This is a genomic window from Acinetobacter sp. WCHAc060042, assembly GCF_003231195.1.
In the GTDB taxonomy this organism is placed as follows: domain Bacteria; phylum Pseudomonadota; class Gammaproteobacteria; order Pseudomonadales; family Moraxellaceae; genus Acinetobacter.
On the sequence record NZ_QKVN01000028.1, the window covers coordinates 15,028 to 28,004 of the forward strand.

Consider the following 12,977-nt stretch of genomic DNA (forward strand, 5'->3'; position numbering starts at 1 on the left):
TTAAGCTCATAATTATAAGTGATAATCGTTCGCAATTATATTGATTGGTAAATATTTTGCAACATTTTTGTATAAAAAAAAACCGCCTTTTCAGGCGGTTTTTTTTACTAAATAAAATTTAAAATTTTGCGCGGACTGTAAACGTTACGTTTCTCGGCTCACCCCAATATACGCCATTATAGAAGCCCACATTGAGATAGTATTTTTCATCAAACAAGTTATTAATATTTAAGCTTGCAGACAACTCATCACTAAACTTATAACTCGCAAAGGCATTTGCTAAATAATACGATTTCTGTACGACTGTTCCGCCATTATAAGCATTTTGTGGTGCGGTTCCCCAGTTTTGAAAAATTTCACTTTGCCAATTGACTCCGCCTCCAACAGTAAGTTTATTAGCCCCATTCCACCAATTTTCTGGCAATGTATAGCTGGTAAAAAACTTAACTTGGTTTTGTGGAATTGTGGTCGTTGAGTTTGATATTGCTGAACTCACACTATTCACATAGGTATAACCCGCACTTACATTCCAATTGTCTTGTAACTTACCAATAACTTCCGTTTCAAAACCATTTATTTTTAATCCTTTACCCGATGACATATAGGCTGTGTCTAAATCATCTATTTTCGGAACTTTGCCTTGGTCATATTCAACATCTGTAACGGCAAGATCTTTGACTGATGACCAAAATACTGCAGCGCTTGTTAATAATTGAGCATCAAAAAATTCAGCTTTAAGTCCAAGTTCTGTACTACTACCAATCTCTGGGTCCAAATAATTACCGTTTCTATCCCTTTTGCTTGAAGGTGTAAACATGTCGGTATAACTTGCATAAGCTGTGTAGCGATCATTGAAATCATAAAGTAACCCCACATAAGGAACAAACTGCTCAAAACTCCGAGGTTTTTCAGGTTTTTGGTTCATCAACCATGTCTTGGTTTTATAATCATAGGTATTAAAACGACCGCCTAGAATTAACTTGAGTGGATCAGCCAAATTTAAACGCAGGGTTGAATAATAACCAAATAGTTCAGTGGTGGTTTTACTCCCAGCCCCTGTTTTTACATAGGTCGGCTTTGGTAAATCCCCCGTCCAATCACGATAGTCTTGAATCACCGCTGGATAATCAATCTTTCGGTCAACTTTTAGTGAAGTCGTCTCTGATTTAAAGCCACTGTAACCTACAATTAACTCATGTTCACGACCAAATAGCTGAAAAGGACCTGTTGCATATAAGTCTAAATTGAGTTTTTTACTCTCTGAGTAAGGTGCTACCTGTGTCCATATACTCAGGCCTTCACCTGTTGAAGGATCTGGGAATCCACTTCCGCCGTAAGCAACTAACCAACTATTATCCGATGTACTATGTGCAGCAGCCGCTTTTACCATCCAACCGTTGTCAAATTGATGCTGAATATCTGCAAAAATAGTTTCATCTTTATGTTTAATTGCACTCCAGTCTGTCGTTAAACTAAAGTTTCGTGGCAAGTGAGCAAGACTACCATCCGCATTAAAGTAAGGAACGGTTCCCCACGTCGATCCCTTAGGGTCATTGTCCTGATACTGAAATCCAAGCGACGCGGTTGTATTATCAGTTAAATCTGCTTCTACAATGGCCATGGCCGCAGTTGACTTTAGCTCATAGAAATCCATATAGGATTCTTTATCCGTATATGCAGCCATTACCCTACTACGTACACTGCCATCTTGAGTCAAGGGAATCGAGACATCAGCTGTTACACGAGTATTATTCCAGCTTCCATAAGTTGAACTTACACTCCCGGAAAAGTCTTTATCTGGGCGTTTACGTACCATATTGATCGTCGCTGACGGATTCCCTGTTGAACCCGTTAAGCCACTCGCCCCTTTAATTACCTCAACACGATCAAAGAAAAAACTGTCTGCCCTTGGGCTATTATCGCCCACTGGCATGCCATCAATTTGTCGGTTGGTAATAGAAAAACCACGAGCATAATAACTTGAACGCTCACTATCTTGTTTGCTAACAGTGACACCTGGTGTAGCAGCCAATACATCATCAATGCTCACAAGATTACGTTGCTCAATCTGTTCCTGCGTGACAACACTCACAGACTGCGGTGTTTCTTTTAAACTTAGATTTAACTTCGATGAAGATTTTGATTTATTTGCTTTAAAACTTCCTGTTCCTTCAGTTTGATCACTGATTGTTGCCTTGGAACTAATCGTCGCAAGTGTTGCTGTATCTGTGACTTGATCCTGCTCAGTTGCCCAAGCAAAATGCATTACTCCTCCATAAATTAAGATGGATTGAACAGCAAAGCTAAGGGTCTTTATTCGAAATTGTGAATTCATAATGTAGATTGAGTTAACTTTTGTGAGAATAATAATTATTATCATTATAATTTGTGATGTAAACCGCTAATGCCACCTCACATGATTGATAAAAAAAATGATACTTTTTTTGATGTCATAAAAATACCGCCTACAAGGACGGTTTATCTATATATTTCAATTAACTATATGAAAAAAAATAAAGTGAAAATGTATACCATAATGCGGATATAAATTATAGATTTCTCATAATTACAAAATAAAATATGGTATTAGTACTATTTTTTTACGCTGATATCTATCTAAATAGCAATTCTAAAGTTCAACTTCCCTTTAAAATATACATATTAGACAATTAAATAAAAAACACATTATCTATATAAATAGGCTAATGAGTACTTCAATCATGATAATTACTCAACCCGCCGTCTATTATTAAGAAATACCAAAACAACAAGAAAAGGCTCATGTAGAAAACATAAAAGAAGTTTCATTTATGAATAAATCGTTTTATTGCATGTACAATAAAACCAAGTTTAAACATTTTCTGTCTGTCCCACCTGATGATAAGCACGATTAAAATAAACCAAGCTTTGATCCTGTTGGCTTTGCTGAATAGCGACAATACGACACATAAACACCGTATGCGTCCCAACTTCTTGAATGTCATCAATCTCACAATCAAAATTAACCAACGCATCCTTTAAAACAGGTGCCCCTGTTTCTAGCTCCGTCCAAATACCATGTTTAAAACGCTCTTCAGAAGTCATTTTGGATGCAAAGACGTTAGAAATATGCTGATGCTGTGCGCCTAAAACATTCACGGTTAAAATTTTATTATCTACAAAATGTGTATGTGAACGAGAGGCTTTGTTCATACAAACCAATAATGTTGGTGGTGTATCAGTGACACTACACACAGCTGATGCGGTAAATCCATGACGATCAGACATACCTGCCGTGGTCACGACACTCACTGCACTGGTCAATAAAGACATTGCATTTCTAAAGTCTGTTGCTTCGATCATCATTTTACTCCTACACTGAACCGTACATTTTGTTTAGATTTGGCGATACCGTACTTCAATCAGATCAGCTATATCTAAAACTGCGACATAATGAAAATGAGGACTACCCGTTTGATCAACAAGGCAAAAGCCTATCCGACAAATCAAAGTAGCCCTTTTTATCACTCGGCCACTAATACTAAGCCGATAACTCTTTACGGATGATTTCCGCACCTGCACTTAACGCATTCAGCTTGCCTCTCGCCACTTCACGAGCCAAAGGTGCCATACCACAGTTAGTCGAAGGATAAAGTTTATCCGCATCGACAAATTGAAGTGCTTTGCGTAGCGTATCCGCAACTTCTTCTGCTGTTTCAATCGTATTGGTTGCCACATCAATCGCACCAACCATGACTTTTTTACCACGAATCAGTTCAATCAAGTCCATCGGCACACGCGAGTTTTGGCATTCAAGTGAGATGATATCAAGCTTAGATTTTTGCAGTTTAGGGAATGATTCTTCGTATTGACGCCATTCATTGCCTAAAGTTTGCTTCCAATCAGTATTGGCTTTAATACCATAACCGTAGCAAATGTGTACCGCAGTTTCACATTTCAAACCTTCAAGCGCACGTTCTAAAGTTGCAATACCCCAGTCATTCACTTCATCAAAGAATACATTAAATGCGGGTTCATCAAACTGGATAATGTCAACGCCTGCTGCTTCTAACTCTAGTGCTTCTTGATTCAAAATTTTGGCAAATTCCCAAGCCAATTTTTCACGGCTCTTATAATGACCATCATACAACGTGTCAATCATGGTCATTGGGCCAGGCAACGCCCACTTGATTGGTTGTGTGGTTTGGCTACGTAAAAACTTGGCATCATTAACAAATACAGGTTGCTTACGAGATACTTCACCCACAACAGATGGCACACTGGCATCGTAACGATTACGAATTCGCATTGTTTCACGTTTTTCGAAATCGACACCTTCAAGATGTTCAATAAAAGTGGTCACAAAGTGCTGACGCGTTTGCTCACCATCAGAAACAATATCAATACCTGCTTGCAACTGTTCATGTAACGATAAGCTTAAAGCATCGCGCTTGGCTTGAAGCAGTTCTTCACCTTCAAGTTTCCATGCGGACCACAGTTTCTCAGGCTCAGCAAGCCAAGAAGGTTTCGGCAAGCTGCCAGCGGTTGATGTTGGTAATAAAATTGCCATTCTAAATCTTCTATCTCTATTTCAGGTAAATTAAGCAGCGCTACTGTCTACGGTATAATTCGCAGCCCATTGCTCAAGGATGTTTTGATAAGGCTTGATAAAGTTTTCTTCCGTCCATTTACCTTGTTTTACCGCTAACTGACCACGTTCAACACGATCATAGACAATTCGTGTTAAGGAATAATCTGGGTATTCTAAACTTGCTTGATAGACCTGTGCTGCTGATGAATTTGCATTGTAAATTTCAGGACGATAAATCTTTTGGAACGTTTCCATCGTACTAATCGCACTGATCAGCTCAAAATCGGTGTAATCACGTAATAAATCACCCGCAAAATAGAATGCTAAAGGTGCAACGCTACCTTTCGGCATAAAGAAGCGAACCTGTAAGCCCATTTTATGGAAATACTCATCGGTACGAGAGTATTGGTCCTGTTTATATTCAACACCCAAAATAGGATGCTCATTGGTTGTACGCTGATAAGTTCTTGCTGTTGAAACACTCAAGCAAATCACAGGCTGTTGATTGAACGCTGCTTTAAAAGTATCTGAGTTGACGAGGTACTGATAAAGCTTGCCATGTAAATCACCAAAATTTTCAGGTGCGTACGAAGTTGAGTTTTCTTTATTATGTTCTTTAAGCACTACACTGAAATCATAGTCACGTACATAAGATGAGAAGCTATTACCAATCATGCCCTCAATACGTTGATTGGTGTGATGATCCGTAATTGTGCTTTTCAACATTTCAATAATCGGGAAAGCTTTACCATTACCTTCAATATCTAAATCGGCAGAAATGATATCAATTTCAAGTGAATAGCGATCACCATTTGGGTTGTCTGTTTGTGCTAAAGCATTGAAACGATTATTAATCATACGAAGTGTATTGCGTAGGTTCTGCTCACGGCTTTCACCACGCGCTAAGTTAGCAAAGTTAGTTGTTAGACGTGTGCTATCTGCTGGTTGATAGTTTTCATCAAAACGAATGCGTTTAATTGAACATGCAAACTCTGTACTCATGGCGACCTTTACCCTATTTTTGCAATAAAACCTGAATTTCTTTCATGCTCTTTTCAAACAGTCCAATTTTCTTTTGGTACACTTCTCGTTAACCACTATCCAGTTTTATCTATAGTCTGGCTAATAATTAACGATGAAGAATGTCTATCATTAAGAGCTTGGTGTAATTTATACCCGAAACTTCACATGAATAAAAATGATTTAATCTCACCCATAAGTGAGAAAAATTCATTTTAATAAATTTTATTACATCAAGAAAAAATTCCACCACCAATTCTGGTGCCATTTGTACTGATGAACTTCGTTATTTTTTGCGATAAAAGTCATCTGAATGCACACGGTATGCAAGAATTTATATTTCAAGAAACTGATAAATAAAAGAATATAATCATAATCCAACTACTTAGATGAGCGTAACCATGGAGTTACCGTTAAGCCTGTCAAAACACCCTCAGGACTTAAAAAGCGAGTGACAGATTGTCCCCAAGGTTCTATACGATTATTGACAAGTAATTGGTAACCTTTAGAAACCATATAAGCTGAAGCTACAACTATATCCTCTACCTCAAATTCAATCCAACTTTGAGGAATATTGAATTCTTCTGGCCACTCCTTTAGCCCAAAGCATGAATTCGCAGCTTGAGTCAAAGGCCAAAGTGCAAAATGTTTTACACCACCCAACTCACCATCATTCGTACTCATATAAGATTCATTTCCCTCCATCGCTTTAACTGGAAGATTAAGAATGTCGAGGTAGAAAGATTTACTTGCGTGATCTTCTTTGGTAATTGGTCCAAATCCAGCAACAAAAAGTATATGTACAGGATGCATTTCAATATCTCATTTTTTTTAAGTGATCTATTCTTTTATACTTAGAATTGTTTACTTTTCAAGCATAAAATTAAAAATGTGAGTTCGGTTAAATCCCCCCTATGTTGTTAGGCTCTACCATTTGCTGGGATCGTATTTAGCCATCGAAATATTTATGGAAAGAACTGTGTAGAAGCACTCGCTGGCTATGCAAATGTGAAGATGACGTATAGTATTTAGAAGGTCACGAAGTGCCTAAACCTGAGTAGATTAGCTCTCGTTAATAATTGGTTTTAACTTTAAATGGGCGAGTTTTCCACATTGGGGAATTACGCCATTCCCCGAAAACAAAAAGCCCACTTTTTGAGTGGGCTTTAATGTGTTGAAATATCAACGAATTTTGGTAGGTATATCCAGAATCGAACTGGAGACCTCTACGATGTCAATGGGTGGTCACATATGAAAAATCAACAATTTAGATACTATTGGCGCCCATGTTTCGCCCATGTTTTTTGTTACAATTTAGTTTAGCATTTACACAAAAATATCGATGTTTACTATCTATTGGTTCACTACTCGGCTTTGTTGTATAAAGCTATTCTTAAAGACTTCTTCAGTAATATAATTACTAAATGAAGAAGCCTGCATCTAAAATCTATCGTACAACGAATTGGTCCTCTATAACCAAACTCTAATCAAGCGAGGAAATATTTCAATTTGGTTCGATCCTCAGACTAAAATGGCATGCTCAGCCACAAGCTAAGCATGGAAGAAATCAAACCTATTCTGATAGAGCAATTCAGTGCTGTTTGATGATCAAATCTATCTTTAGACTTTCTTTGCGTATAGTCACAGGTTTTGTGCAAGGTCTAATTGAACTCAGTGGTTAAGTTGGACAGCACCAGATTATTCCACACTTTGACGACAAAAGCAGATGAATACCATCTGAAACAACGCAATAAAATAGAAACTTTATTCAGTTTTCTTATAGGGGCTTACAATCTAGTGACGACTAGAGCGAGAAGTGTTGCAGGCTATTCAGCTGGTATTTATGCATCTCTGTTCGCTTATGAAATATGTCATTAAAACAAGCCGATGCTTCGTATTATGGAAATATCAGCTTAAGTAGAATTAGGGTTAATATAATCAAATTATCTCTATGTAACTAGAAAGTAAATCAAATTCTTAAATAGTGATTATCCTAAATAAAATATTTATTAAATTTAAGTAAAATAAACAAAAAACACTTTAAATATTATAGTATTTACTTTCATTAGAAAAATTTACACAAAATAAATATAAATCAATATTTTACACATCCCATGTAATTTCCCAATATTAAAATGCACCATACTAGTGCCATAGTATCTTATTTGTGATTCATTATAGTGCAATAAATGTTTATTAACTGGCGCTACTTTGGTGCATTAATAATTAATTTTTAAGCATGTCTTTAATATATGGATTCCATATTAACATTTCGAAATCTTATGACCTGACTGTTGTTTTTTTCTATAAACTGCCTGCTCTTCTCAAACAGAGTGGTTTCATGCTTCAAATGTTGCATGGTTGCGTAATTTAAAATTTGATCTAAAAAGGTATATAGATAATGGAATTCAGTACCTTTGAACCAGAAGTTATAAAAAAGAAACAGAAGTTTCATCAAATATTATATGTCCAGGTAATATTTGCAATTATCTTAGGTATATTATTAGGTCATTTTTACCCTGAGTTTGGTGAAAGCCTAAAACCTCTAGGCGATGCATTTATTAAAATTGTTAAAATGATTATTGCTCCAGTAATTTTTTTAACAGTTGTTACGGGTATTGCTGGCATGACTAATATGAGTCGTGTTGGTCGTGTGACTGGTAAAGCGATGTTGTACTTTTTTACCTTCTCATCATTAGCTCTTATTGTAGGTATGGTAGTGGCAAATATCATTCAACCCGGTAAAGGTTTGAATATTGACCCAACTACATTAACAAATGATAAAGTAGCTGATTATGTAGAAAAAGCACATGATGCGACATTAGTCGACTTTTTCATGAATATTATTCCTAAGACACTAATAAGCCCTTTAGCTGAAGGAAGCATTTTACAAGTCTTATTTGTCGCAGTTTTATTCGGTATTGCTTTAGCTGCAATTGGTGACCGTGGTCGCCCAATTGTTGATATTCTGAATAATTTGACAGCCCCTGTATTTTATTTAGTCGGGATGTTAATGAAGTTAGCTCCAATTGGTGCTTTTGGCGCAATGGCATTTACAATTGGCGCATACGGTATTGAAGCTATAGGTAATTTGCTATTACTGATAATGACTTTCTACATAACATCGTTGTTGTTTATACTTATTATTTTAGGTGCGGTAGCTCGCTACAATGGTTTTTCAATTTTAGCTCTTATTCGATATATTAAAGATGAATTATGGCTTGTATTAGGTACAAGTTCATCAGAAGCGGCCCTACCCACTTTAATGCAAAAAATGGAAAAAGCTGGTTGTGAAAAGTCTGTAGTGGGCCTAGTAATCCCGACAGGGTATTCATTTAATCTTGATGGTACTAATATTTATATGACCATGGCAGCGTTATTTATTGCTCAAGCATGTAATGTAGACTTATCAATTGGTGAACAAATAGCTCTTTTACTGGTAGCAATGGTTAGCTCTAAAGGAGCAGCTGGAGTAACTGGTGCAGGATTTATTACGCTAGCGGCTACATTGTCTGTTGTACCAGCAGTACCTGTTGCAGGAATGGCATTAATTTTAGGTATTGATCGCTTTATGTCAGAATGCCGTGCATTAACCAATCTAGTAGGAAATGCTTGCGCAACAATCGTTGTTGCTCGTTGGGATAATGCTTTGGAAAAAGATGTACTAGATGAAGTTTTAAATAAACCAAAATCATCTTAATCTCTAATTTATTCAAACCCTTGAATAAATATATATTCAAGGGTTTTTTACATCTATTAATCTTCTAAAAGACTTCTTAACATCCATGCAGTTTTTTCATGTACTTCAAGTCTTTGTGTAACTAAATCTGCTGATGGCTGATCGTTTACCTCATCGACAATTGGAAAAATTCCTCTTGCTGTTTTTGCAACAGTTTCGTGAGCATTAACTAATAAACTAACCATTTCTTGTGCTTTTGGAACACCCTCTACTTCCTTAATTGCGGTCAATTTAGCAAACTGTTTGTATGTACCAGGGGCAGGGAAACCTAATGCTCTAATGCGTTCTGCTATAGTATCTAAAGCATTCCATTGTTCAGTATACTGATCCATAAACATATTATGTAAACTATTAAACTGAGGCCCTGTAACATTCCAGTGAAAATTATGCGTCATTAAATATAAGGTATAACTATCTGCAAGTAATTTTGACAGACCAGAAACAATCTTTTCTCGATCATTATGCGAAATACCGATATCAATCTTTATTGCTTTTACTTCTTTTTTAGGACTAGCCATGAACCTCTTCCTTTTGTAATAAGTACATGATTTTAAAAAATGAGAACCAAATGAATGTAGAGCTTAACTATTAAGACTATATATGAACCTACTCAGAAAGCAATTACGAGTAAAAAATTACCATTTTAAAATTGTCTATATCATTCCTAATGACTGTTAATTTCGATCTTAGTTATTGTGCATATAAAAATTGTATATTTAACATCCAACTAAAAAATAATTTTAGAAAACTTGTCAAATCTAAAATTAGAAGTAACTCATTGGTTTTTTATTGAAATTTACTTCACACACTAAAAACTCTTGTGTTTTCACATAAATTTCACTATCTGAGAACTATTTTAGCTGGAAAGTAATAGTTGCAAGTTTCTAAATTCTTAAAATACAGGGGTATAGTTAAATGGCTATAGAATTTGTTTCCAAATCAAAGTTACCTACTGCATTTGGCTATTTTGAAATTATAGCATTTCAAGATCAAAAGACTGGTGAAGAACATATCGCTCTTGCTAAAGGGATAAATGCTGCTTCCAATCAACCTGTATTGGTCAGAATACATTCAGAGTGCTTAACAGGTGATGCTTTTGGATCACTCAAATGTGATTGTGGTCCACAATTACACTCAACCATGAAGATGATTCATGATGCAGGTCAAGGTGTCATTTTATACCTTCGCCAAGAAGGCCGTGGCATAGGACTAACCAATAAAATTCGGGCCTACGCACTTCAAGACCAAGGACATGATACCCTTGATGCAAATTTATTATTAAACCTGCCAGCAGATGCTCGAAAGTATGATATGTGTACAATAATGCTTGATTATTTACAAATAAAAGACGTCAAATTAATTACGAATAATCCATTTAAAATCAAATCTTTGACTGATTTAGGTATTAACGTAGTTGAACGTATTCCTTTGAAAGTAGGCTTAAATAACTTTAATAAGAATTATATTGAAACAAAGCAAAAACGCATGTCACATCTATATGATTATAGTGATTTTTAAAAAGCAATCACTCTTAGAAAAAATCCACGTATAAAGTTCCATCTCCCTTTCGGGAGAAGGCTAAGATAAAATACTGTTTTATATTTAATTATGGTTTTAAAGAATACTTATGAAAGAAGCTGGCTTATTCTTTATTTTCTCTAAGGATTTGCGAAAAAACTGTGACTTTTTCTAAAGTCGCATTCATCCCCTTATTAAAAAAAGTATTGACAAGCGCTGAGCCAATGATAATAAGATCTATTTTATTGGCTAATGCTTTAACGTGGCTTTCATTTTTGATCCCAAAGCCAATTGCAACTGGAATATTAAAAATAGGCTTAATTTCAGCAATCTTTTTCTCAAGATTAGACAGATTGAAGTCTCCTCCTGTTAAACCATTTTCTGCAACATGATATAAAAAACCTGTCGCGCGCGCTGAGATTTGCTCTAACGTTTCAACTGGGGTCGTCGGCGCGGTCATTGCAATTAAATGCATATTTTTTTTATTTAACTGCACTTCGAATTTTTCTCGATATCTATATGGAGCATCTAAAATCAATATTCCATCTATAAGATTTTCTGTTTCGGCGACAAGTGTCCCGAAACCATATTGCATAATCGGATTTAAATAAGTCATGAAAATTATTGGTGTCTGGTCATCATATAGCCTGATTGCTTTTACCAACTCAATGGTCTGTTTTACCGTTTGACCGGAACTTAATGCTCTAAGATGTGCTGCCTGAATGATCTCTCCATCTGCCACTGGATCTGAAAATGGAATGCCGACTTCAATAATGTCAGCTCCAGCTTGCCCCAATTGACTTAACAAACGACAACTATCTGCAAAATTAGGATCCCCAGCAGTAAAATAACAGACCAGACCGCTTCGATTTTCCAGTTTCAATTGCTCTAATTTTTGATCTAGACGGTTCATGCTGTAGCTCCTGCAAGATATTTTTTGACCGTGTTTAAGTCTTTTTCACCTCTGCCGCTTAAATTGACAATAATAATCTGTTCTGGCTGCATTTCTTGAGCAAGTTGAATCGCATACGCAATCGCATGGGAACTCTCAAGAGCAGGAATAATGCCCTCCTGTTGGCTTAAAAGCTGAAATGCATTTACAGCTTCTTGATCGGTTATAGCCGTATATGTCACACGTCCTGTTTCAAACAGAATGCCATGCTCAGGGCCAATACCAGGATAATCTAAGCCGGCTGATATAGAATGCCCTTCTAAAATCTGCCCATCTAAATCTTGTAATAAATAGGTTAAATTGCCATGTAGCACACCGACTTGACCTTTGCAAATAGAGGCGGCATGTTCACCGTGATTTGTTCCTTTTCCACCTGCCTCAACGCCAAACATTTTGACATTCAGGTCTTCTAGAAAGGGATGCATCAACCCTAATGCATTTGATCCACCACCAACACAAGCAACCAAGGCATCAGGCAATTTATTTTCTTTGAGGAGTATTTGGTTTCTGGCTTCTAGACCAATAATTTTTTGAAATTCTCTGACCATTACGGGATATGGATGAGGGCCTGCACCAGTACCCAACAGATAATAGGTTGTATCAACATGACTAATCCAGTCACGTAATGCTTCGTTCATCGCATCTTTTAAAGTCCCACGACCTTTTTGAACACTTCTGACTTCAGCACCGAGTAATTTCATGCGTTCAACATTCATTTGTTGGCGCTGAATGTCTGTTTCTCCCATAAAAATGGTACATTTCATCTTAAACAGTGCGCAAACAGTTGCTGTTGCAACACCATGTTGTCCAGCACCGGTTTCTGCAATGATTCTGGTTTTCCCCATAAATTTGGCTAATAAGATTTGCCCCACACAATTATTGATCTTATGTGCACCCGTATGGTTCAAATCTTCCCGCTTGAGATATATTCGAGCACCTCCTGCATAAGATGTTAGATTTTTTGCATAAAAGAGAGGACTAGGACGACCAACAAAGTCCGTTAAAATCTGCTGATATTCAGCCCAAAATTCCTGTTTGTGCCGAACAGTATTAAAGGCTTGCTCTAATTCTTGAAGTGCTGGCATTAAGCTCTCTGGCATGTAACATCCGCCAAATTTACCAAAAAATCCCAAGTCATCAGGACCATTACCTGTATAAGGGGTTGTCATCTCATATCA

10 protein-coding genes and 2 pseudogenes are annotated in these 12,977 nt (G+C 36.6%); 4 read left to right on the top strand and 8 right to left on the bottom strand.

All coding sequences use genetic code 11. The features are described 5' to 3' along the window. Window positions 1-118: 118 nt before the first annotated feature. The 5 genes from DPG01_RS12730 to DPG01_RS12750 form a co-directional block, all read right to left on the bottom strand. Complete coding sequence (locus DPG01_RS12730) at window positions 119-2,335, bottom strand: TonB-dependent siderophore receptor (protein ID WP_110975340.1); 2,217 nt, start codon at window positions 2,333-2,335, stop codon at window positions 119-121. 515 nt (window positions 2,336-2,850) lie between these two features. Then, on the bottom strand, window positions 2,851-3,342 hold the full coding sequence (locus DPG01_RS12735; RefSeq protein ID WP_110975341.1) for a flavin reductase: 492 nt from the start codon (window positions 3,340-3,342) through the stop codon (window positions 2,851-2,853). A gap of 178 nt (window positions 3,343-3,520) precedes the next feature. Beyond that, on the bottom strand, window positions 3,521-4,549 hold the full coding sequence (locus DPG01_RS12740; RefSeq protein ID WP_110975342.1) for a methionine synthase: 1,029 nt from the start codon (window positions 4,547-4,549) through the stop codon (window positions 3,521-3,523). A gap of 30 nt (window positions 4,550-4,579) precedes the next feature. Next, the gene (locus tag DPG01_RS12745; RefSeq protein WP_110975343.1) at window positions 4,580-5,572 is read right to left on the bottom strand and encodes a DUF1852 domain-containing protein; all 993 of its coding nucleotides are present in this window, start codon (window positions 5,570-5,572) and stop codon (window positions 4,580-4,582) included. A gap of 399 nt (window positions 5,573-5,971) precedes the next feature. Further along, window positions 5,972-6,403, bottom strand: a complete 432-nt coding sequence (locus tag DPG01_RS12750) for a glyoxalase (protein ID WP_110975344.1) — start codon at window positions 6,401-6,403, stop codon at window positions 5,972-5,974. A gap of 611 nt (window positions 6,404-7,014) precedes the next feature. On the opposite strand from DPG01_RS12750, the pseudogene DPG01_RS12755 reads away from it, so the two are divergent. The 3 genes and pseudogenes from DPG01_RS12755 to DPG01_RS12765 form a co-directional block, all read left to right on the top strand. Beyond that, window positions 7,015-7,301, top strand: a pseudogene (locus DPG01_RS12755) (transposase); the annotation flags it as partial. A gap of 11 nt (window positions 7,302-7,312) precedes the next feature. After that, window positions 7,313-7,468: pseudogene (locus DPG01_RS18930) on the top strand (IS982 family transposase); the annotation flags it as partial. A gap of 523 nt (window positions 7,469-7,991) precedes the next feature. Further along, window positions 7,992-9,290 carry a dicarboxylate/amino acid:cation symporter gene (locus DPG01_RS12765; protein ID WP_110975345.1) on the top strand — a complete coding sequence of 433 codons (1,299 nt, stop codon included), beginning with the start codon at window positions 7,992-7,994 and terminating at the stop codon, window positions 9,288-9,290. A gap of 56 nt (window positions 9,291-9,346) precedes the next feature. Here the strand turns inward: DPG01_RS12765 and DPG01_RS12770 are convergent, their stop codons facing one another. Then, entirely contained in the window at window positions 9,347-9,847 is a 501-nt protein-coding gene (locus tag DPG01_RS12770; RefSeq protein ID WP_110975346.1) for a Dps family protein, read from the bottom strand. A 397-nt stretch (window positions 9,848-10,244) separates the two neighbouring features. Here DPG01_RS12770 and ribA point away from each other — a divergent pair, with 397 nt between their 5' ends. Further along, entirely contained in the window at window positions 10,245-10,847 is a 603-nt protein-coding gene (ribA, locus tag DPG01_RS12775; RefSeq protein WP_110975347.1) for a GTP cyclohydrolase II, read from the top strand. Between the two features lie 124 nt (window positions 10,848-10,971). Here ribA and trpA read toward each other — a convergent pair whose 3' ends face one another. Both trpA and trpB read right to left on the bottom strand, forming a co-directional pair. Then, window positions 10,972-11,760, bottom strand: coding sequence for a tryptophan synthase subunit alpha (gene trpA / locus DPG01_RS12780; RefSeq protein WP_110975348.1), 789 nt, complete (start codon window positions 11,758-11,760; stop codon window positions 10,972-10,974). Beyond that, complete coding sequence (gene trpB / locus DPG01_RS12785; RefSeq protein ID WP_110975349.1) at window positions 11,757-12,968, bottom strand: tryptophan synthase subunit beta; 1,212 nt, start codon at window positions 12,966-12,968, stop codon at window positions 11,757-11,759. Before trpB ends, trpA begins: the two co-directional genes overlap by 4 nt. Window positions 12,969-12,977: the final 9 nt, after the last annotated feature.